Here is a 23,410-nt window from a genome sequence, read left to right on the forward strand (position 1 = left end):
ACGCACTGCTGTGCGTCTCTACATTAAAATCTTTGTCTCTAAAACTTAGCATGTCAGAATCTCAGAAACTAAAAAACTAAGCTATTCCCCATTTCGAGAACAAAACAAAAATACTCACCATACCAATTATTAAAGCCGTAAAATACCAATAACGGTTTTTCCAAGGCGATAATTCAACCGATTCGAGTTTTATTTCAACATAATTATATTTCGGATAAAACTTAGAAACCAGCAGCATGCATACAGAAGTAAGCACAAATAAAAGCGCCAGCATGTGCAGGTAATGTAATTTAATATCGAGTATGTAGTTAAAAGTAATATAACCTAAAATAAAAAATATCATTCCCATTTTTGCGGCCTGCGGTGGTACTTTTTTGAATACAAAACCAATCAGAATAATAGTAAAAATAGGCAGACAGAACATACCGCTCAATTGCTGTAAATAAGTATAAAAACCAGCTTTGCTAAACAATATAAACGGAGCCGAAAACATGGCTAAAGCCGATACAATGATCTCAAATTTACGTCCGGTATAAACCAAATGTTTCTCGGTTACTTCTTTATTTTTTTTCTCTAGCCACGGTTTATAAAGATTTAGCACAAACAACGTACTGCTGCTGTTGAGTCCTGCATTAAAAGTACTTATTGCTGCTCCCAAAACAACTGCAGCTGTTAAACCGATCATAACGCCAGGCAATGTATCTTTTACTACAAGCGGAAAAACTTCGGCTGTATTTTCGAGATCTTGGTAAAGATGAACCCCAACTAATCCGGGAATATTAATGATAAAAGGACATAATAGTTTTCCTAAACAGGCAAGTCCCATTCCTTTTTGACTGTGTGATAAACTTTTTGCTGAAAGCGCCTGCTGTACAATAAACTGCTCCATTCCCCAATAATACAGATTCATAATAAACATCCCTGTAAAAATGGTACTTAACGGAATTTCATCCTGCGGTCCTCCAATAGAGTTCAAATGTTCTTTATGCTGCGAAAGCAAAATATGAAGTCCTTTAAACCAGTCTCCGTTTCCTAAAAATTTAAATCCGAAGTAAGGAAAAGCAATACCAATAGTCAGTAAGCCAACACTTAAAACCGTGTCACTAATAGAGATAGCACGTAAACCTCCTAAAACCGAATAAGCGCAGCCTGTCAGGCCTATAAGCCAAACCATAACCCATATATTCTGCCAGTATGTTAATTCTAAAGGATATAAAAAATTGAACATTCCGGTTAGGGCAACCGCACCGCCGTATAATACTGCCGGAAGTAAATTGACAATATAACTGCATAAAAATATAATCGATACGAGTTTTTTAGTCGAATCATCATACCGTTTTCCCAGATAATCGGGAATTGTCATAGCGCCCGTACGAAAATAAATAGGCAGGAAAAACTCGGCAACAAGCAGCATGGCAAGCACAGAACTTACGCCCCAAGCCATAACGCTCATGTTGTTAGTGTAGATGGATTCGTTTTCGCCTATAAACTGGTTGGCGCTTATATTGCTGAGCAATAAAGCGCCTCCAACTATAAAAAAGTTATTGTTATGATCTGCAAAAAAAAGTCCGCTTGTGGTTTGTACCTTTCTTTTTCGCGTTTTTATCGCCGAAATAACAGCGACTAAACCTGTAATCAGTAAAAAACTAACAATGGATAAAACATTCATAAATTACAACGAATTTCTATCAATAAGAATTGTCGGGATAATCACTTGTGTCTTTTTTCTGTTCAACACAAAATCAGCAGCCTTTTTCCCCATTTCAGAGAAATCTGTAGAAAATGTAGTTACGCCGTCAAAAATGATTTCTTTTACAATATCATCATTGTGCGAGATAAAACCAATGTCTGTACCAATCTTAAGCCCTTTTATTTTAGAGTCCTTCAGCATTTCCCAAAGTTCCAGATTGTGAATCGTAAAATATACTTTTCCTTTTTCCAGAGAACCTGCTGTATATTCTTCTTTTATAACTCCTTTGATATCATAATCCTTCATGAATCTTTGAAAGGAATTTAAAATTTCATTAGGCTCTGCAGACGATGGCTTGAAGAAGAAAACAAGCTCATCATACTTTTTAATTTTATCTTTAAGCTGCACAAAAGCGTTGTAAGACGAATCTCCAAACTCTTGTGCAACATAATTGTAATCTTCATCTGTTTCTATAAAACGGTCTACCAGCAATACTCTGTTGGTTGGCAGCTGTTTTAAAACATCGGGTGTTTTTTTATTCGGAATCGGAGCGATAACAAACATTCCGTATTTTCCTTTTATACTTTGAATAATATTTTCGAACGTATCAAAATTATTGTGATGGAAAAAGATGTCCAATTGCACATTTTTACCAAGCCCTTTTCTGAAATTTTCATAAAACGTTTCCTGAAAAATATCAAATGCAAATATTAGCAATGCCACTTTCAACTCTTGTTTTACATCGTTTGTAGCAACGAAATATCCAAGTCGGTTTTTTGATTCGATAATTCCTCTGTGAACAAGTTCTTTATAAGCTTTGGCAATAGTTTCTCTTGCAAAACCCAATTCGCTTATAAAAGTATTTACAGATGGAAGCAGATCACCTTTTGTTACTACCTTTTCATCAATGGCATTAATTATTCCCTGAACCAGCTGCTCGTGTTTGGATAGGGAATTAATTGATTCAAGGTTTTTTATCTGTTGAATAATTTGCTTCATAAACGTTTTAATAGGTATTTATTTAGAAAATATATAGTACAAATATATACTAATGTTTGAAATTTATTTTAGGCCTTCGTGATTTTTAAAACAACGCTGTTATTTGATACTGTTACATTTGGATTAATTCCAACCTGCATTAAAAAATCTCCAGAATAAACTGCTGTTTCTACAGAAGCTTTTTTATCAGGATACACATTGATTTCTTCTACTTTGTAGTTTTGTCCTGCTTGTAATCCTTTTAATTTTATAGGAAGATGTGTTCCGGCTTCATATCTTGAATTAACCGAATAACTAAACATTACTGCTTCGTTTCCGTTTTTGTTCACAAACATTACCGATGCCGCATCATTGCCCCACGGATTTTGCAGACGATATTGATCTCCCTGCCAGATTGTTCCGCTTAATGCATTGTAGTTTTTGATGGCTTGCTGTGTAAATGCTAAATCTTTTTCGTTTAAATCTTTTACCACAATATCAAAACCTAATCTTCCCATCATGGCAACATCTGTACGGTATTTTATAGATTGTTTACCCCAGTCTGTAACGTGCGCTGCAATAGTAAGAGCTGGATAAAAATATGAGTATTCCCATTGCATGTATACACGCTCTAAAGGATCTGTATTATCACTTGGCCAGAATTCAGTAAAGTATTTTAAAGCTCCGTAATCAACTCTTCCGCCGCCGCCAGAACAAAGCATCATTGGCACTTTTGGATATTTTACACGAATACGTTCTAAAACTTTATAAAGTCCGTTTACATAATCCGTATAAAAATTATTCTGATTGTCCTTTAAATTACTTGAATATGCGTTATAAATCACTGCATTACAATCCCATTTGATATAAGCCAATTCTGGATTTTGAGTAAAAAGATTATCAACAACTCCATAAACAAAATCCTGAACTTTTGGATTTGATAAATCTAAAACCAATTGATTACGGAAATAATGCTCTGCTCTTCCGGGTTGTTTGATTACCCATTCCGGATGTTTTTTATACAAATCACTCGCCGGATTTACCATTTCTGGCTCAATCCAGATTCCGAATTTTACCTGATTGTTTTTCGCTGTTTTTACTAAAGTTCCAATTCCGTTTGGAAGCTTCTTTTTATTCACGTCCCAATCTCCTAAAGCCGCATCATCATTATTACGTGGATACGTATTTCCGAACCATCCGTCATCTAACAAAAACATATCAACGCCCAGTTTTTTACTATCAGCAATAAGTACTTTTAGTTTTTCTTCGTCAAAATTAAAATAAGTCGCTTCCCAGTTATTCAATAAAGTTAAACGATCTCCTTTTCCGTCAAGGATTTTATGACTTCTTGACCAATCGTGTAAATTACGGCTTGCAGTTCCTTTTCCTTTTGATGATAAAGTGTACCAAAATTTAGGCGTTGTAAACACTTCACTTTTAGCCAGTTTATAAGCCGCCGCTGCATTATTAATTCCTGAAATTACACGAAGATTATTTAAAGGATCTAATTCTAAATCGGTTCTAAAATTTCCTGACCATTCTAAACCTGCAAACAAAACTTTTCCTTCATCTTCTGAAGCTGGTTTATCTAAAGAAACCATAAATACCGATGGCTGAAATAAATTAGCACGAGAACCTAATTTAGAATCTAACACTTTAATTCCGTGCGTTAACTTTGTTTCTTCGGGCTGCATTTCTTTTGCCCAGTCACCATGATATTGGTTCAGGTAAAAGTTATTATATCCTTTAAGATATAAATTAGCCGAAGCGTATTTATTCAAAGTAATACTTGCTTTTTCGTTATGCTGAATGGTTGTCCACTGCTCAATTACATCATTATCAAAATAAGACTGAATAAACAAATGAACCTCAACCGGATAAACAGGATCTTTTAGTGTAATATCAGTTTGAAAAACTCCTGTACTAATTTTGTTTGTTTCATGACTTACGTATAACAAATCAAGCGAAGTATTTCCGTCAGCGTGTGTTACGGTAATAGCTGGTTCTAACAAATTTTTAGATCCCGATGCCGTATAAGCTGCATTATAAATACCAGAGTAATCTGTTCCCTGACGAAACTGAGCTTGTATTTTTGTGTATTCTGAATCGTTTGCCAGTCTTTCTCCTAAGTAAATAGTGTTTACTTCTTTCCCGGGAGTTACTTGTAAAACCAATGCGTTGCTTTTTGTTTTTACTGTAATAATCTGCTGTGCAGTTATTGAACAATAACTCGAGAGAATAAAAAATGCTATCGCAAAAGACTGCCTTAAAGTTGTAAATTGTTTTTTCATTTTATTATGTGTTATTTTCTTATTTCTTTTTTTGTGTAATTCCTTCCCAAGTATCTGTTCTAAAAGAGGATGCCGGTAATCCTGAAGCATTGGTTAAATTTCCGTTTGGATTGTCTGCCCAATTGTATCGCACTGCAACCGGATTTGGGACTTCCTGCGCATATACTTCTACTTTTCCGTTGATAATTTTGGCTTCTGCCCAATGAAATTTTTGGTCTGCTCCTGCAATTGAAAATCCTTTTAGAAGATTGTCTTTCGCTTTTATATTTTCATTAAAATCAAAATCGATCGTAATCACATTTGCTTTAACGGTGTACGATTTATAAAGCGGTCCCGAATAATCAATTTTGGTATTATAAACTTTTGCTAAAGCAATATTTGCCAAACGTCCACCTACATCTTGTTTGTTTTTTGGATGAATGTCTTCTCCATTTCCAATATCGGTTGTTACAGCCATTCCGGTATTAGGCAGTTTTAAAGCCATGAATTGTGCTTCTCTTAACTCTGCCCAATCTGAATTATCCGGCTGTTGTTTTTGTTGTTTATAATTGGCTAACTGAACAAATAAAAACGGAAGATTTTTATCTTTAAATTTATCTCTCCAGTCGTTTATGAGCAGCGGCAATAATTTTTGATATTGAAAAGCTCTTTCTGCATTGCTTTCTCCCTGATACCAGATTACTCCTTTTATTTTATAATCTAACAAAGGCGCAATCATGGCATTATAAATCGCACTTGGTCTGTTTTGTCCTTGTGCCAAATAGGGTTTTGCAGGTAAATCTTTACTGTCTGCACCAATATTATATTTCCAGTCACCAGCTAATGAAAGGGTTTCATTTTCAGATTTTAAAGTGATTTTTTCATCGGCATAAACTCCTCCGTTTCCTGCTCCGTCAAAAACTCTGATTGTAATTGTGTTTTCTCCTTTTTTCAAAAAATTAGCCGGAATTGTATAATGACGTTCTACATTATAACCTTTGGTTTCGCCAACATAATTTCCATTAATCCAAAGTACATCATCATCATCGGCATAATAACTCAGGTTAAAATCTTTAGTATTATCAGAGATTGTAAACTTTTTTCTAAACCAGATTATTCCATCAAAATTGGCTAATCCGTTGCTGTCAAAAAAAGAAGGCAGTTTCATGGTTTTCCAAGACGAATCATCAAAGTTTTCTGTTGCCCAAATTGCTTTTTCCTGCTGCATGCCTTTATCAGCATTAGCAACCTGCTTTTCCCAAACAGCCAAATCAGCATTGTATTTTTGCTGCAAAGCTTCTCTGTTCGTTTCAGATTTCATGGCTTCGATTTCGGTATCAAAATCGTGAATTGTGCTTAACGCTCCAGAACTTGTCCAGGCTTCAATAAGTGTTCCTCCCCACGAAGAATGAATTAATCCTATCGGAATCTTTTTTTCTTTGTAAATCTTTCTGGCAAAAAAATAAGCTGTCGCACTAAAATCAACTATCGTTTTTGGACTGCATACATTCCATCCGTCGTGCTGTACTTTTAATGTATTTAATGGTAAAGTACTTTCGATATGTTCAGCTTGTAATAATCGTATTTGCGGATAATCAGCGTTTTGTATTTCTTCTTTATAATGATCGATTTTTCCCCATCCTTCTAGAGGCATTTCCATATTACTTTGTCCGGAACACAGCCAGACTTCACCAATTAAAATATTTTGAAGTGTTTTTACATCTCCGTCATTTATGGTAATAGAATAAGGTCCGCCGTAAACAGGCGTTTTTAAAACCACATTCCATTTGCCATTTACCACATTGGTTTTATATGCTTTTTTATCCCAAGAAGTTGTAATCGATACGGATTGTTTATTGCTTTCTCCCCAAAACGGAACTGCGCTTTTTTGCTGCAATACCATATTGTCTGTAAAAAAAGAAGGTAGTGTTACCGCAGCTTTTACAGCATTTGATGAAAGTATCAACAACGATACAACTAAAATGGTTTTCTTAAAAAAATGTCTTTTCATATACCTTCAATTAACGATTTATGATTTTGTATAAATGAGCATCTTTGGAACCAAGACTTACATTTACATTATTTTTTACATTAGTATTTTGATTTGTAAAAAGATTCTGCAGTTGATAATTACCCTTTTTCACGCCCAATCTTTCCAGAGGAAGTGAATAATTTTTAGGTGTACTACCATAATTTAAAACCGCTATATACCAATCGTTTCCTATTTTTTGTTCGAAAACTTCAGACGTATGTTTTCCTGTATTTCCTTCTAGCGGACGAAAAGCTACTCCGTGAGCAACAATTTTTAGTAATTCTTTATTCTGAAGCCATTCTTTTGCACGTACGCTCCAAATTCCATCTTTACTATAATCGTCTCCGGTTATTAAAGTTCCTGTAATAACTGCCGAGATTAATCTGGCGCGGTTCTCTCCTTCTGTTACATCTGCAAAAACCACATGATCGGCATCTATATAATCATACGAATAAGTCTGCCACCAGCCATAATTTACACTATTCAGCGTGTATTGGGTATGTTCGATTGTTTTCCAGGCATCGCATGCAATACGACGGACGTGGGCATAACGAGATGTTGCCATGTTTGGGGAAATAGCAGCATAAATAAGCATTTGTCCGTCTAATGCATTTACCAAATGTTCCATTCCCACTTTGTAAGCCTGCATTCCTGTAGTAACATTTTTATCGTAAAACGAAGTAGATTCTGCGGCAGCATGACCTAAAAAGTCAATTTTAATCATTTTAAAACCGCACGCTTTTAGTTTATTAATTACATAATCAACACGTTTTAGCGTTCCCGGATGTGTCGGATCAATCGCCCTGGCACCGTCAAAATCAAAATACGTGTTTCCGGTTTTCGTCCACATTTCTCCAAAAGTATAATCACTTCCTTCAGCTTTGCGGTTGGGTCCGTCTTTCCATCCCCAATCTGTAAAAGGCGCCCAGTAAGCTCCCGGTTCTAAACCTTTGCTTTTACAATAATCTGCGAATTCTTTTAATTTGCTGAAATCTCCCGTAAAACCGCCTTTAACCATATTGTCCCAAAAAGAATCCAAATCGATATAAGCTGTATTACCTACTCTAAACTGCGGAATTTCTTTTGCAAAAAAGTCTGCAACTTTTGTAGTGTTTTCAAAATTAATTTTCTCCATCAAAACGCCCCAGCTGTTCCATCCTACGGGAGTTGGTTTGTCCCACTCAAAAACATAAGGTTTTTCTACAATGCGATTAGTTTTACCATATTCTTCCATACCATTTCTCCAATCTGAATAATAACCCACAAAGAATTTTGGAGATAAAACTTTATTGCCTTTTACGATTCCGTGTACGATGCTGTCGCGCGTAACTTCTTTTTCAGCATATCCTGCCCATGCAGAAAATAAAGCTGTCGGTTTTTTATTGGTAGTTTTTACGGCACTTTTCCAAACGGTGTGTTCAAGAGAACCTATTATAAAACCATTTCTGGAAGTATTATTGAATAAAATTCCAACTTCGGCACTTGTATTATTCGAAATCGTATCTAACTTTTTTGAATTGTAGCTGATAAAAGCATCATTATCATAAGGAACAAAAACGGTTTGTAAATTCTCTATTTTATCAAAAGTGATTTTTCCTAAATCTAACGGCGAAATATAATTGGTTGCGATTTGCTGACCATTGCCTAAAATTTCTATTTGAGTTATAAAATAGGACTGATTGTTATAAGTATAGAAGTTTTGGATTAGGGTTGGATTGTTTTTATCCGTATAAGTAAGCGTATATTTTGTTCCCTTTCCTAAATTATCATTAATAGTTTCTTTTGATAAAACAGCTTCTGAATAATCATTAACCGAAATTGTTTTACCATTCACAATAACTGAAGTTTTCGCATCTGAAAAAATAGTTTTTCCGGATTGGCTTACGGCAATTGTTTTTTGTTTTGCATCATAAGTTATGATTCCGTTTTTCCCAAAAGTCATTTTAATGCTTTTTTGGGCTAATGCCGAATTAAAGAAAAATGCCACAAACAAAATGGACAAAAACATTTTTTTGAATAGAAAAAAATTGGGTTTCATTAAATGGTTATTTTTGATTATTATACTATTCTATACTACAATGATACAAATTAAAATTTATTTCGCAAGCACTTCAAAAAATATTTCATTAAATCTTCCATTCAAAAGGCATTAAAAAATAATTTATACGATTAAAAAACTAGTCTTTAAATCTTGTTTTCTCCTTAAAAATAAAGCATATAGCTACTAATGTATTCAATTTGTCGCTAACGCAGTCAAACGAAATTTTTATTTCCTGAATAATTGTAAATTTTACAATTTTTTCAAATAATTTCAAAAAACAAGACAATTAATATCTATAATATTAGTCTTGTCTTTGCTCAAAATAATCCAACTTTAATGCTTCTTTTCCATTTTTCGCCTAATTGATTATTCAATTTATTCATAAATATTTTAAAGATTATTTAAAAACGAAAAACATAATTCTGGCAGCTTCAAAAATAAAATCCCTCAAATTTTTAACATTATATTATTATTTTTCTTATCATTGTAGCACAGTATAGTATAGTACTGCATTCTAACTGTCTAAACCAAAATTATTATGCAAGAAAAAATTACAAAACAAAGATTATTAATTAAGGCATTGTTTACCACTACAATGCTCTTTATAGCGTTATATACTTCAGCTCAGACTTATGAGTTTGAAAACGGTACACGTACTAATAGCGCTGACATACAAAACTGCGATTCCTGTTCCGGCAAAATTGTCGGCAATTTGGGAGGCAACAGCAGTGTATCGACTAACGTTACAGTTTCGGCTGCCGGCTGGTACAATCTTCAATTATTTTATTGTACCGGAGATCCGCGTACCATTCGATTAACCGCTGGTTCGGCAACAACGATATCTATTCCGTGTGATCCAAGCGGAGGATGGAGTACTGCAGCTTCTAAAAACTTAAGTGTATACCTAAACAGCGGAACCACAACGCTGCTTTGGGATAATACAATTTCATGGGCTCCTAATTTAGATAAGTTTGTTTTAACGCCTCTTAGTTCTTCGAGTCTTCAAACTATTGCTTTTGGTACAAATAATAGTATTGTTTACAATTTAGCTACTAAAACGTATAGTGTAAAGTTTAATGGAGCTACGGTAATTACAAATGCTTCTGCTTACGCAAATAGTGACCAGCAGTATTTGAGCAGTAATTTTGCTACAGCTGTTTATTCATCAGCACCATTTACAGATAATATTGGCAGCGGAACAAAGCATATTTTTACGTTAAGCGGTAATTATACTTTAGGTATGCAGCAAATATTTTATACGTATACTAATAAAGAATATGTAGCGGTACAAGTTGTACTTACTGGAAACGGTTCTAACTGCTATAGAATGTCTCCTTTAACGAGTTATCAGGTAACGCCGAATTTTGGTACGGGCGATACAAGAGCTGTATTTGTTCCTTATGATAATGACGCATGGATTCGCTATAATGCTTATACTTTAAACTCTGCAGATTTTACGGCATCTGAGGTTACGAATATTTACAATAATACCAATCGTAAAGGTTTGGTTATTGGTTCTCTTGAACATACAAAATGGAAAACAGGTATTACGGTAAGTGGCGGCGGTGCATCATCTGCCTATGTTTCGGTTATTGCAGGATGGACAAAACAAGAGATTACAAGAGATAAACGTGGTCATGGCTGGGTAAATGTAGGTCAAACTAGCTGTCCTTCGCCTAAAGTAATGCTAAATGCCGGTGACGACTGGAGAACAGGTTTCGAAGAATTTGCTCAGGCAAATGCCGCACTGCAGCCAAAATACATTTTTGACTGGACGGCTCCAAAACCTATTGGCTGGAATAGCTGGGGCGCGATGCAGACTAATATCAATTTAACTAAAGTTAAGGCTGTAGTAGACTATTTTCATGATGATTGCCCTGCATTTAAAACGCAAGACAATACTTTATTTATAGATCTTGATTCGTATTGGGATAATATGACGGATGCGCAGCTTGCACAGTTTGTTACCTATGCAAAAAGCAAAGGATTTAAAGCGGGAATTTACTGGGCTCCATTTGTGGACTGGGGTAAATACAACCGTCAGGTAGAAGGAAGTTCGTACAGTTATAACCAATGCTGGACAATGGTTAACGGAAGTCCGCTTGAACTGGATGGCGCGTATGCAATGGACCCGACAAGTCCGGGAACTAAAGCCAGAATAAAATATTTTGTTAATCGTTTTAAAGCGGCTGGATTTGAAATGGTTAAAATCGACTTTTTGACTCACGCGAGTATCGAAGCCGACAGTTTTACAAATTATCAAATTCACACGGGTATGGAAGCGTATCAGGAAGGTATGAAATATTTAGTGGATGAAATTAACGGAACAATGCTGGTTGAGGCTGCTATTTCTCCTAATTTGGCAACTGGCCCATTTGCGCATATACGCCGTATCGCTTGTGATGCATACAGCAGTATCAGCGATACTGATTATACTTTAAACAGTACTACTTATGGCTGGTGGCAAAACCAGATTTATGATTATCTGGATGCTGATAATGTTGTGTTTGGCAATGTTTCTATTGGACAAAATCGCGCGCGATTATTGAGCAGCGTGGTAACGGGAGCTATTACAAGCGGTGACGATTTCTCTGTTGCGGGTACTTGGAAAGCTACAGGACAGAATCTTTTACAAAATGATGATGTTATGGATGCGGCCCGAAACGATATGCACTTTATTCCGTCTGATGGTAATACTGGAAACAGCGCGGCAACTGTTTTCTATGCAACACATAACAATGTTACTTATGTTGCCGTATTTAATTACAGTAATGCTGCAACAACTAATAACATTAGTTTAAGCCGAATTGGTTTAGGTTCTGGAACTTACAACGTTAAAGAACTGTATTCCGGGACAGTAAGCACTGCGCAAGGAACTTTAAGTGCGCAGCTTCCTCAGGCTGATGCCGCTTTGTATGCTCTTTACGACGGTCCAATTTTGAGCACTCCTGACTTTAACTGGGGAATTGCTGCTACAAACTATATTTTTCCTAACCCTGCTTCAACAACTTTCAGGATAAAATTTGATCACACGATTAGCGGACCTGCTGTTATTTCGGTTTACGATATATCAGGTAAAGAAGTATCAAAAACTTCTCTTGTTGCTGAAGATATGATTAGTTCTGAAATTCCGGTAAACAATCTTGCAAAAGGGGTTTATGTGGTAAAAGTTTCATCGGCAGATAATAAGGTGCAGAACTTTAAGTTTGTGAAAAAATAAATTGTTGCTTCTTAAAAAAATCCCGATTTTCACTTCAAAATGAGAATCGGGATTTTTTATTTCTGCAAAACAGAACCTCAACTTGTTATTTTAAATTATCCATATTTTTATTTATACAATTAATTACAATAACTTTGCAATTTCATTAAGCAACTTAGAAATAATATGGACATAGTTAAATTTAAAATTACATCAAAAACGATAAAAGTAGAAGTACGCAATTCGAATAATTATGTTTTTAATTTTAATACTGCCTTAGATATTGCAAAAGAAGACAAAGATGTTTTATTGAAACTTTACCATGCATTAGATCTTCTGTTTAAGAAAGAAACTCCTCCTGAAAATAAAAATTACATTTCGCCAAATCAAACTAATATTCTGGATCAGATTTCGGCTGTTGATAATTTAGAAAACGAAGAATAAATAAATTCCCTATAAAAAAAGAAGCCCTTAAATAGAAATATTTAAGGGCTTCTTTTTAGTATTATTTTTAATCAAATCGTTCTTTATATTTTTTAAATAAAGTATTCATTACTAAAAGTACTACACCAACGCCCAATAAAACTAATGCTCTTATTAGGAAATCGGCATTTGATAAATCGAAAAACATTAATCGAATTACACAGACTCCAACTAAGGAAAGTGAAACGTAACGGAAGTATTTTTCTTTGAGGATAATTCCGAGTATCAGTAATCCTAAAGATTCTAAAATCCAGAAGAAGGTCAAGATTCCTTTATCAAACGAAAGAAATAAAAACAATCCAATGCTAAAAGTAGCCGGGTAAATAATAATACTATTTCTTAGTTTGAAGTCTTCGATGTATTTGTAAATGATGAAGATATATAAGGCAAGCAAAGCAAATATGATCAGATAAACAAATTCAAATTTAGCTTCGAAATAATTGAAACTTACAAAAGCCAAATGAAAGTTAGCCAGCAAATAGTAAACAATGCTGATTTCTTTTTTGTTCCCTATTTTTTTATAATAAAGCAATAAATTCACAATAGCTGTCGATGCCCAAAATACAGGAAGCCATTTGTGTTCCAGCTGTGAAAACATAATAATAGAAAGCCAGATATTTATAGCTATTTGATAATCTAGCTGCAAGGATTTAATGAACTCTTTTTTCTTTGTCAGGAAAACTAAAACAATCAATAATACTATTGCCGAAAGTTGTAAAACCCAATCCTGCAAAGTAAAATGATTGAGTACTTTGATGCTGTAATACACAGAAGTTAAAATGGATAAAAGCCCAATAACCAATATTGATTCTGAAGCCAATTCTATTTTTTTGTATAAAATCAAACCAAAATTAAGGATTGCCAAAAACATAAACAGTAAAGGCAAATACACTATTTCTACCTGAATAAATAATAAAGCAATTATCCATAAGTTTTGAATAAGAGGTAAAATTGCAATAAACATTTTCCCTTGTTCTTTCTGACTCTTCATCTGCAGATAACTATAAGCGGCAGATATTAAAACACTTATTGTTTGTGTGATATAAAGGATATTTTTATTCAACGCTTTATCTGCATCAAAAACAGCTAAATAAATACTTAAAAGTACGCAGCCTATCAACAGTACAAAAGAATAGATATTATAGCGTTTCATTTTTTCGGTTTTTTGGAAAATCCAAAAAGTGACCAACGCTAAACTTCCTAAATAAACCGGAATATAATCTATTTGAATACAAGAGAATCCAAAAACCAATGCATTAAAAAGAATGAATTCAGAATTTAGTGTACCAAAGTTTTTCCAGTCTGAAATTTCTTCATTCGATTTATTTCTGATTTTATCTGCAAACAAAATATAAACTTCTATAACAGAAAGTCCAACGGCGGTTAAACCAATTTCCGTATTATTTAAAAATTGGGTATTGTATAAAAACAACGCGCTTCCGAATATTGAAAAAGCAAGACAAAAAAGATACAACAACACTTGATTGTCATTAGAAAGCGTTTTTCGTTTAAACTGAATCCAAAGAAATTCGTGATTTAACAGCGCTGCAACAAATAATCCGAAAATCTGAATAATAGTATAACCCGCTAAATATTTATAAGCAAACAAAACCAATAAGGCATTTACACCAATAATCCCGATGGTTTTTATGGTATGCTCATTTGTATAAAATAATTTCACAAACCAGTTAAAGGTTATTACAGCAATAATTCCTAAAGCAAAAACCAGATCTAGATTAGATTTAGGGTTTGTGAAAATTAATACTAAACCTGCAATGATGGTTGTGTTTAAAAAAACGAATCTTCCTAAATCAAAAGTATTGGTTTTGAATTTGAATCGTAAAAAACACCACAATAAAGCAAGGAATACAAGAGGATAATAAAACGAAATTTCGATCGTATGATACCAGCTTACAAAAAACAATGTTGAAAATAGCACAGAGAAAATTCCGTTTAAGCTCAAATCTTTCTTAACAATAAAAGAATCAATTTCTAAAAACTCTTTTTTTACCGCACAGAAAACAGGAACGATTAAAGTAATTAAAGTCATAACAATCACCGACACAAAAGTACTGGTGTTATTCGTTTGCTCAAAAGGTGCATTAACCTGCACAATAAAGAAACCAAAAATAATTAAACCTAAAATATGATTAAGGCCTAAAAATATTTTATGCAGTAAAGTTTCCCCGCTTTTGTAAACGATAAATAAACAAGTAATAACCAAAAAGTACAATGCGCAGGCGATAACATCAAAACCAACTTTCCAGTCGTTAAGCATAATAATACTTAATGAGAAAAGTAAAAATGAAACCATTCCGTCTAAATGATACAGCCAGAAAATCTTTTTCTTTCTGGCAAAAAGAGCAGCAAAAAGGCAAAGAATTCCTGCAGCAAACAAAACAAATATTTTGATTTTGCTTCCGGTTGAATGCAAAATTAAACCCAAAGCAAATAAGATCCAGTTGGTAAGATGTGTTATAAAAGCAATTCGGTCGAAGCGTGTATTCGCATAAATGCTACGGTACTGCATGTACATGCAACTTACCGAAACCAAAATAATACCCAATATGGCAAATATATTTTGTGACGGACTGAGACTATGTACTCCTTGTGTAAACCAAATATCAAATATTATAAAGGCCGAAATAACGATCAATAAATGATATTCCCATTTTTCTTTATACGATAAAATAATTCCTGCCGTCGCGGTTAAAGCTGCCAGCAAAAATGTAATTAAGAGTTTTTCGGGAATAACGCATAAAACCAAAATACTTAAAATCACGTGAAGTGACAAAAAAGTCTGCTGTTTTATAATATACCCTACATATAAATTTATCGCAATCCCAATTCCTATAAGTGAATAAGCAAGCGGAATACTTTCTATAAAAGTAAGCGCTGGAATTTGCGAAGCTCCAAAACATCCAAACAAAAACAAACTTGCTCCGGCACTGCGAAGCCAAAGTCCCGTTTTAAACCATTTTTCTTTTTTCTTTAAAAAGAAATAAGAACCCACTAAAACGCCGGAATAAAGCCAAAGAATTAAAATCCTAAACATTGGCGAAACTTTCAAAGCCGTATAAATGCTTAAATAACCAATTCCTAAAACCATTATGGCGGTTCCTAAAATCCCCGTCCAGTTTTCGGCAAATTGTTGTTCTAGTTTCTTTATAAAAATTGAAAAAGCACTTTCTACATACACTTCTTCTTCCTTATGCTGAGGTTGCGTTTGTATTTCAAATTCAGGGATTGACGGCGTTTCAATATTTTCTATCGGCGCAGGAGTTTCTTTTTCTTCAACAATTTTGTTTGTATCGTGAACAGGAATTCCTTGTGAATCAAAGCTTAAAGCAATTTTCTCTAAAGCTTCTTCACTAATCCTATTTTGTTCATTTTGAAGAACATCGTCAAAACTACTAACAGGTTCCGGAATAACTGGAGGTAAAACTTCAGCTGCTGGCGCAGGAATTTCTTCAATTTCATTTTTTTGCGGTAAATCAGCAACAGTAAAACCAGATTGGGAGATCTGTTTTTTAATCTCACCAATTTCATTTTTTAAAGAATTGTAATCTTCTCTGCTTTTTCTATAAAGAGAATCCAAATGTTCGTTTTCTTCTTTTACCTTAGAAAGACTATTAAACAAGACGATAACACAGACAAATAAGATAAAAAGTATAAAGTACTCCATAGTTTGAATTTTGACTTGGCGAATGTAGATTTTTACATGTATTTAATTTCTGCCAAATTTCTTCCTAAAATAGAATAGATTTTTGGATTTAAGTCTGTAATTAGAATAAAAATAAAAAAGTCAGGTTTTGATAAACAAAAAACCTGACTTTTTTTAAAACACTTTGAAAATTCCTCAATCAAAGTTTATTATTGATTTGCGCCGCCGTTTACAAGCAAATGCTGACCGTTTACGAAAGAAGACAAATCACTTGCAAAAAATTCTGCAATATTGGCTACATCTTCCACTTCTGCCAATCTTCCCATTGGGCAGCTGTCGATTAATGATTTTCTTAATTCAGGATAACTGTTTTCATCTGCAAAAATTCCGGAATGATCTACAGCAAACGGAATAATCGTATTAACCGTAATTCCTTTATGCCCAATTTCTTTAGATAAAACATCGACCATATATCTTGGCGTGGTTTTACTTCCGCCATAAATTGCCATTCCCGGAATTGGAAAAGCTGTTGTACTTGAAGCGATATAAATTATTCTTCCATTGTTTTCTACTTTTTTCGCCGCTTGCTGCATCGTGAAATAAGCACCTTTTGTATTGATAGAGAATAATTTATCAAACTGAGATTCTGTAAATTCAGCAACCGGAGTTTCTACCATTTCAATTCCGGCATTCGCAACAACAATATCAATTTTCCCAAAAGCTTTAACGGCCTCTTCAAACAATCTTTCGATATCGGCAACTACACTTACGTCGGCCTGAACAGCGATTACTTTTACGCCCATCGCCGTAATGTTTGACACTACTTCATCTGCAGAAGCTTTATCTTTTGAATAATTGATTACAATATTGGCACCCAATGATGCATATCTTTCTGCAATAGCTTTTCCTAAACCTCTGGCAGAACCTGTAATTACTGCCACTTTATTATTTAATATTTTCATGATTTGTAAATTTTAATTGTTGAATGATTTTGATACGATTTTAAGAGAAGAATCATTGAGCCAGGCAAATGTAAATCCTGCAATTACAGGAACTAGCAAACTAACGATAGCAACAAATTCAAGTTCCGGATGTACTCCGAATATGATTATCAATCCGATAAACCAAGCCGGAATACTTTTTAAACCTTCTATTTTGGATAAAAAAGCCAATGAACCAATGAATAAAAATACCGCGAGTTGAAAACCTGCAACTCCAATTATGGTTTCAAAAAATTTCGCCGAAACCATTATGGCAACTCCCATCAGTATTCCAAAAATTATTTGTACAAAGACCGGAATTGAGGTTTTAATCGATTTTCCGAATAAATAATAACTAACCCAAGCCAGGAACATCGTCCACGTTGGCCATTGCAGCATGAAGGAAACCGTAACCGCGGCAGCGCCAAACAATCCTAATATTATAGCGTTTAAGTATGTTTTCATAATTTTAAGATTAAGATTAAGCCATTCCGCCGTTAACACCAATATTCTGTGCATTTACCCATTTTGCCTCATCAGAAGCAAGGAACACCACAACATTTGCAATATCATCTGTTTCTCCAATTCTGTTGAAAGCTGATAATGACGCTAATCTTGCGATCACTTCTTCCGATTTTCCGTTTGTGAATAATTCTGTGTTTGTTGGTCCAGGCGAAACTGAGTTTACGTTAATACCTCTTGAACCAATTTCTTTAGAAAAAACTCTTGTCAATTGTTCTACAGCAGATTTTGTGGCTACATAAGTCGCGTAACCCGGAAGCATAATACGATTTACAGAAGTCGAAAAGTTGATAATACTTCCGTTATCAGCCAGTTTTGTAGCTGCTTCACGCATCGTATTAAAAGTTCCCTTAACGTTGATATTAAAGTGACGGTCAAAATCTTCATCTGTAGTATCTTTGATTAATTTGGTAATCATAATTCCAGCATTGTTAATCAACACATCGATTTTTCCAAAATGAGCGATACTTTCGTCAAAAAGATTTTTTACTTCTGCAGAATTGCTTACGTCTGCTTTAATGGCTAAAGCCTGACCTCCGTTAGAAATGATTTCCTGAGCCAGTTTTTCGGCAGGTTCTTTACTTCCTGCATAATTGATAATAACTTTTGCTCCGGCCTGAGATACTTTTAATGCAATTGCTGCTCCAATTCCTCTTGATGAACCTGTAATTAAAACTACTTTGTTTTTTAAATTTTCCATGATTATTTATAATTTTTGTTATGTCATTATCGACAGTACAAAATTGCAAATAGACCGGAAGGTAGTTGTTGCGAAGATTACAGATTGAAATGCAAATTTCAAAGCATACTATAAATCTGCCGACTTTCTATATTCCTCAGGCGAGGTTTTAGTATTTTTTTTGAAGTAATTACTAAAATGCGAAGTTTCTATAAAACCCAATTTATAGGCAATCTCTTTAATGGAAAGCGTAGAATTTATTAAAAGTGATTTTGCTTCTGCAATCAGTTTTTCAGAAATCCAGTTACTTACTGATTTTCCCGTTTTACTTTTAATAACATTGTTGAGGTAATTTTCATGAAGGTTTTGTGCCAAAGCATAATCTTTTACCCGAAGCTGTTTATCGGTTTTTCCGTCCAGTAATTCCCTAAAATGCTGTTCCAAATTTTTCTTGAAGTTTTTTACAATTTGAGAACTTTTATTTCCTTCGTAAATCGGGTTATAATTGTTCCAAAAAGCTTCTTTTATCTTCAAAAGTAAAATAACCAGAAAACTGCCAATTACTTTGTTTTTTATGGAAGATGTAGATCCAAATTCTTTTTCCATTTGAAGATAAATCGTTTCAAACTCTTTAAAATCGGTTTCATTCAAGTTTCTCGGATAAACTGTTTCCGACAATAAAAAAGGAAATTCTTTGAAGATATCTGTATGAACATTTTCTTTTAAAAAGCTTTCTGTAACCGTAATCAAATAAACATCAGTAATCTCATCCCATTCAAAAGATTTGAAATGCCCGGGATTTGTAAAATATACCGTTCCCGGTTCTGTCGTAAAAGAAACATCATCTGTAGTATATTTTCCTTTGGCATCTTTTACAAATAAAAAAGAAAAATAACTCGGTCTGTATCCAATCGATTTAAAAGGTAGTATCGGATGCAGATCTTTTAAATTATTGATTGTTAAACCGTCATTGTCAATAATTTCATTTACAGGAAGTCCCATATTTTTATAGGTATCATGTAAGTTTTTAAATAAAATTATTTCTTTAGACATTGGTTTCTCTTTGTAAGTTCAAGCGAATATAAGATTTTTTCAGAAAAGCCCATTTGTTTCGTTTTCAACATTCTGAACCTCTCAACAAAATAACTTTGGACTTTTCAACAAAATAACTTCTCTGCTTTCTCCTGAAATTTGCCCTATAAAAATACAATCGATGATACAATCAAATCAAAAAGTATTAGTTACCGGCGGAACAGGTTTTGTTGCCATACACAGTATTTTGCAATTACTTAACCGCGGTTATAAAGTGAGAACAACTGTTCGCTCGCTAAAAAGCAAAGAGAAGATTTTTGAAATGCTCGAAAACGGCGGCATTACAGATTTTAGCGATGTAGAATTTATTGAAGCTGACTTAACCAACGATAATAATTGGGCAGAAGCTATGATCGATTGCGATTACGTTTTGCACATTGCTTCGCCTATATTTTTAAGATTACCGAAAAACGAAGACGAAATGATTCGCCCGGCAGTTGACGGAACTTTGCGTGTGCTAAAAGCCGCAAGAGATGCGGGCGTAAAACGTGTTGTAATGACATCCAACTTTGGAGCAGTCGGCTACAGTCATAAAGATAAAAATTCGCTTATTACCGAAGAAAGCTGGACAAATCCTAACGAAAAAGGACTTTCGACTTATAATAAATCTAAAGTTCTGGCAGAGCAAGCGGCTTAGGAGTTTATGAAAAATGAAGGCGGCGCATTAGAACTTTCTGTAGTAAACCCTATGGGAATTTTTGGCCCTTCCTTAAGTCCGGAATTATCGAGTGGTTTTGAATTACTCAAAAAATTACTAGACGGTTCGATGAAAGCAATTCCGGATATCAGATTAGGAATTGTCGACGTAAGAGATGTTGCCGAATTACACATTTTGGCAATGGAAAGTCCCGAAGCAAAAGGACAGCGATTTTTAGCATTATCCGGCGGCACAATGTCTTTAATGGAAATTGTAAAACTGCTGAAAGAAAAAATGCCATATGTAACCGAAAAGGCATCAACAAAATCTTTGCCTACCTTTATAATACGTATAACGGCATTATTTAACGATCAGGCAAAAGCGATTTTGCCTTTGGTTGGCGTTTATCGCAATGCTAGTAATGAAAAAGCAAAAACAATATTAGGCTGGAAACCTAGAAGCAATGAAGAAGCGATAACGGCAACAGTTATTAGTTTAATAAAATGGAAATCTCTTAAAATATAAAGATGAAAGTAATTATAACCGGTGCCACCGGAATGGTTGGCGAAGGCGTTTTAATAGAATGTCTTGAAAATAATCAAATAGAAGCTGTATTATATGTAGGTAGAAAACCAAGCGGAAAATCGCATCCTAAATTAACCGAATATCTTGTTTCAGATTTTCTTTCGCTGAAAAGCGATGATACTAAACTTGTCGGTTATGACGCCTGTTTTTATTGCGCGGGAATTAGCAGCGTAGGACTTGACGAAGCGCAATACACTTATATTACTTACGATACAACGATTCATTTTGCAGAAGTTTTACTCAACCAAAACCCGAATCTTCTTTTCAATTTTATTTCGGGATCGCATACAGATAGTTCTGAAACTGGAAAAGTAATGTGGGCACGTGTAAAAGGAAAAACCGAAAATGCTTTACAAAAAATGTCTTTTAAAGCACAGTACAATTTCCGTCCGGGATTAATGAAACCCGATCCAACACAAATTCACTTAAAAGGATTTAATAAATACATCAAATTTTTGTACCCAATTATGGGGTTATTTTATACGGGCTGCGAAACCAGAGAAATTGGACGCGCCATGATTTCGACAGCACGATTTGGATTCTCTAAAAAAATACTGGAAGCAATTGACATTAAAAAAGCCGCGAACTAAAAATGAAAAAACGAATCCTAAAAATTATCAAAAGAATACTGATTGTTCTCGTAATTCTGATACTAATTCTTGGTTTCAGTATATGGTTATACATGCAAAAAGCAACATTTGGAAGTTTACCTTCAGAAGAAAGTATGGCTCGAATTGAGAAATCATCTCATTATAAAAATGGTGAATTTCAAAATAATACTTACACGCCAACATTTGCTCCCGGTTATACTTTTTGGGGCGTAATACGAAAACAGCTTTTTGATAAAAAAGTTCCAACGGAACCTACTGGCAAAATTCCTTCTGTAAAAAGAGATTTGAAACATTTACCAGCAAATCAGAATTTATTGGTTTGGTTTGGACATTCTTCTACCCTTTTGCAAATTGACGGAAAGAAAATTTTAATCGATCCCGTTTTTAGTGATAATGCATCGCCGATTCCAAATAGTGTAACTGTTTTTGCAGGAACAAACTCGTATCATGTTCAGGATTTACCCGAAATTGATTATCTGCTGATTTCTCACGATCATTACGATCATCTTGATTATGAAACTGTTTTAGCATTAAAAGATAAAGTCAAAACTGTAATTTGCGGTTTGGGCGTTGGCGGGCATTTTGAACGCTGGGGATATCCTAAAAATAAGATTATAGAAGAAGACTGGAACGATTCCATTACAGTTGGAAAAGATTTCACGATTCACACACTTCCAGCAAGACATAAATCTGGTCGTGGATTCACACAAAATCAATCTTTGTGGGCGTCGTATTTAATTAGTTCTCCAAAAATGAAAGTTTTCTACAGCGGCGACGGCGGTTACGATACGCATTTTGCCGAAATTGGAAAGAAATTTGGCCCAATCGATGTTGCTATTATGGAAAATGGACAATATAATAAAGCATGGCATTATATTCATATGCTTCCAGAAGAAACTCTTCAAGCCGCAAAAGATCTAAACGCTAAAAGTATGGTTCCCGTTCATAATTCGAAATTTGCACTGGCAAAACATAGATGGAACGAGCCTTTAAACGAAATCACCCGTTTAAATGAAAAATATCACATTCCGCTGATTACGCCTATTATGGGAGAAATCGTTAATTTTGATAGTCCTAATGTTTCCAAACAATGGTGGAAAACTAATCCTGAAAAATAAACGCTTTATGAAATATACAGAAATCAAAAGTTGTTATATAGGTCCCGAAATATCGCCGGAACATTTTATTGCAGAACATTTCTTTTTGTATCTGGCAAAAGGCGCTATTGAAGGTTATGACGGAGTTAGCAAATACAACTTAAAACCCGGTGAATATTGCATTGCCCGAAAAAATCATCTCGCACGATACAACAAACAAAAACAAGACGGAGAATTTGAAAAAGTCGTAGTAATTTTTGATACCGCGTTTTTAAAAACTTTTGCTGCAAAGCATAAAACCAAAGCTCAAAAAAGTGAAGATGAAGCGGCATTTTTTGCTTTGAAGAAAACCAATCTCGTTCCGAATTTTATTCTTTCCTTAATGCCTTATTATAATGATGGCGGTGAAATCGACGAGACTTTTTCGAATATAAAACGCGAAGAATTGCTTTTGATTCTTTTAAAAGAAAATCCGCAACTGACAGATATTTTATTTGATTTTGCACCGCCGGAAAAAATAGATTTAGAGGCTTATATGAACCGAAATTATAAGTTTAATATCAGCATGGAACGTTTTGCGTATTTAACCGGAAGAAGTATTTCTGCTTTTAAACGTGATTTTGCTTCTATTTTTTCAGATACGCCAAGCCGCTGGCTCATTCAACGCAGACTGAAAGAGGGTTATTTTTTACTGGAAAAGAAAGGCAAAAAACCTTCTGACATTTATCTTGATCTTGGCTTTGAAGATCTCTCCCATTTTTCTTTTGCTTTTAAAAAGAAATATGGGTTTTCTCCTTCTGATGTTTTGAAATCGATGAAGAAAGTGTAACTTGTAGTCCCTAATTTTTTT

Annotated in this window: 17 protein-coding genes; 7 read left to right on the forward strand and 10 right to left on the reverse strand. The window is 34.3% G+C overall.

Annotation, left to right across the window (positions count from 1 at the left end; translation table 11 throughout):
* Window positions 1–76: 76 nt before the first annotated feature.
* The 5 genes from B3C18_RS02975 to B3C18_RS02995 all read right to left on the reverse strand — a co-directional run bounded on the left by B3C18_RS02975 (window position 77) and on the right by B3C18_RS02995 (window position 9,008).
* The gene (locus B3C18_RS02975) at window positions 77–1,669 is read right to left on the reverse strand and encodes a solute:sodium symporter family transporter (protein WP_291142143.1); all 1,593 of its coding nucleotides are present in this window, start codon (window positions 1,667–1,669) and stop codon (window positions 77–79) included.
* A gap of 3 nt (window positions 1,670–1,672) precedes the next feature.
* Window positions 1,673–2,689, reverse strand: a complete 1,017-nt coding sequence (locus tag B3C18_RS02980; RefSeq protein WP_291142146.1) for a GntR family transcriptional regulator — start codon at window positions 2,687–2,689, stop codon at window positions 1,673–1,675.
* Window positions 2,690–2,757: 68 nt separating this feature from the next.
* Complete coding sequence (locus tag B3C18_RS02985) at window positions 2,758–4,959, reverse strand: alpha-galactosidase (protein WP_291142151.1); 2,202 nt, start codon at window positions 4,957–4,959, stop codon at window positions 2,758–2,760.
* Between the two features lie 19 nt (window positions 4,960–4,978).
* Window positions 4,979–6,949, reverse strand: coding sequence for a sialate O-acetylesterase (locus B3C18_RS02990; protein WP_291142154.1), 1,971 nt, complete (start codon window positions 6,947–6,949; stop codon window positions 4,979–4,981).
* Between the two features lie 10 nt (window positions 6,950–6,959).
* Window positions 6,960–9,008 (reverse strand): alpha-galactosidase, encoded by a 2,049-nt coding sequence (locus tag B3C18_RS02995; protein ID WP_291142157.1) that lies wholly within the window; start codon window positions 9,006–9,008, stop codon window positions 6,960–6,962.
* 541 nt (window positions 9,009–9,549) lie between these two features.
* On the opposite strand from B3C18_RS02995, the gene B3C18_RS03000 reads away from it, so the two are divergent.
* Together B3C18_RS03000 and B3C18_RS03005 are read left to right on the forward strand one after the other, a co-directional pair.
* A complete protein-coding gene (locus B3C18_RS03000) occupies window positions 9,550–12,231 on the forward strand; it encodes a T9SS type A sorting domain-containing protein (RefSeq protein WP_291142160.1) in 2,682 nt (893 codons plus the stop codon).
* 165 nt (window positions 12,232–12,396) lie between these two features.
* Window positions 12,397–12,654, forward strand: a complete 258-nt coding sequence (locus B3C18_RS03005) for a hypothetical protein (RefSeq protein ID WP_053474453.1) — start codon at window positions 12,397–12,399, stop codon at window positions 12,652–12,654.
* A 67-nt stretch (window positions 12,655–12,721) separates the two neighbouring features.
* Here B3C18_RS03005 and B3C18_RS03010 read toward each other — a convergent pair whose 3' ends face one another.
* From B3C18_RS03010 to B3C18_RS03030, 5 genes are all read right to left on the reverse strand, one after another.
* Window positions 12,722–16,378, reverse strand: coding sequence for a DUF2339 domain-containing protein (locus tag B3C18_RS03010; protein WP_291142164.1), 3,657 nt, complete (start codon window positions 16,376–16,378; stop codon window positions 12,722–12,724).
* Window positions 16,379–16,566: 188 nt separating this feature from the next.
* Window positions 16,567–17,319, reverse strand: a complete 753-nt coding sequence (locus B3C18_RS03015) for an SDR family oxidoreductase (RefSeq protein ID WP_291142167.1) — start codon at window positions 17,317–17,319, stop codon at window positions 16,567–16,569.
* A gap of 12 nt (window positions 17,320–17,331) precedes the next feature.
* The gene (locus tag B3C18_RS03020; protein WP_291142170.1) at window positions 17,332–17,802 is read right to left on the reverse strand and encodes a DUF1097 domain-containing protein; all 471 of its coding nucleotides are present in this window, start codon (window positions 17,800–17,802) and stop codon (window positions 17,332–17,334) included.
* A 16-nt stretch (window positions 17,803–17,818) separates the two neighbouring features.
* On the reverse strand, window positions 17,819–18,559 hold the full coding sequence (locus B3C18_RS03025) for an SDR family oxidoreductase (RefSeq protein ID WP_291142173.1): 741 nt from the start codon (window positions 18,557–18,559) through the stop codon (window positions 17,819–17,821).
* Window positions 18,560–18,667: 108 nt separating this feature from the next.
* Window positions 18,668–19,591: a helix-turn-helix domain-containing protein gene (locus B3C18_RS03030; protein ID WP_291142176.1), complete on the reverse strand. Its 924-nt coding sequence runs from the start codon at window positions 19,589–19,591 to the stop codon at window positions 18,668–18,670.
* Window positions 19,592–19,751: 160 nt separating this feature from the next.
* Between B3C18_RS03030 and B3C18_RS03035 the strand changes: the two genes are divergently transcribed.
* From B3C18_RS03035 to B3C18_RS03055, 5 genes are read left to right on the forward strand one after another with little or no spacing between them, the layout of a single operon-like run.
* The gene (locus B3C18_RS03035) at window positions 19,752–20,267 is read left to right on the forward strand and encodes an NAD-dependent epimerase/dehydratase family protein (protein ID WP_291142179.1); all 516 of its coding nucleotides are present in this window, start codon (window positions 19,752–19,754) and stop codon (window positions 20,265–20,267) included.
* A 6-nt stretch (window positions 20,268–20,273) separates the two neighbouring features.
* Window positions 20,274–20,792, forward strand: coding sequence for a hypothetical protein (locus tag B3C18_RS03040; protein ID WP_291142182.1), 519 nt, complete (start codon window positions 20,274–20,276; stop codon window positions 20,790–20,792).
* Window positions 20,793–20,794: 2 nt separating this feature from the next.
* Complete coding sequence (locus tag B3C18_RS03045; RefSeq protein WP_291142184.1) at window positions 20,795–21,442, forward strand: NAD-dependent epimerase/dehydratase family protein; 648 nt, start codon at window positions 20,795–20,797, stop codon at window positions 21,440–21,442.
* A gap of 2 nt (window positions 21,443–21,444) precedes the next feature.
* Complete coding sequence (locus B3C18_RS03050; RefSeq protein ID WP_291142186.1) at window positions 21,445–22,581, forward strand: MBL fold metallo-hydrolase; 1,137 nt, start codon at window positions 21,445–21,447, stop codon at window positions 22,579–22,581.
* 7 nt (window positions 22,582–22,588) lie between these two features.
* The gene (locus B3C18_RS03055; RefSeq protein ID WP_291142189.1) at window positions 22,589–23,389 is read left to right on the forward strand and encodes a helix-turn-helix domain-containing protein; all 801 of its coding nucleotides are present in this window, start codon (window positions 22,589–22,591) and stop codon (window positions 23,387–23,389) included.
* Window positions 23,390–23,410 lie beyond the last annotated feature (21 nt).

This window comes from Flavobacterium sp. UBA7680 (genome assembly GCF_002482975.1).
In the GTDB taxonomy this organism is placed as follows: Bacteria; Bacteroidota; Bacteroidia; order Flavobacteriales; family Flavobacteriaceae; genus Flavobacterium.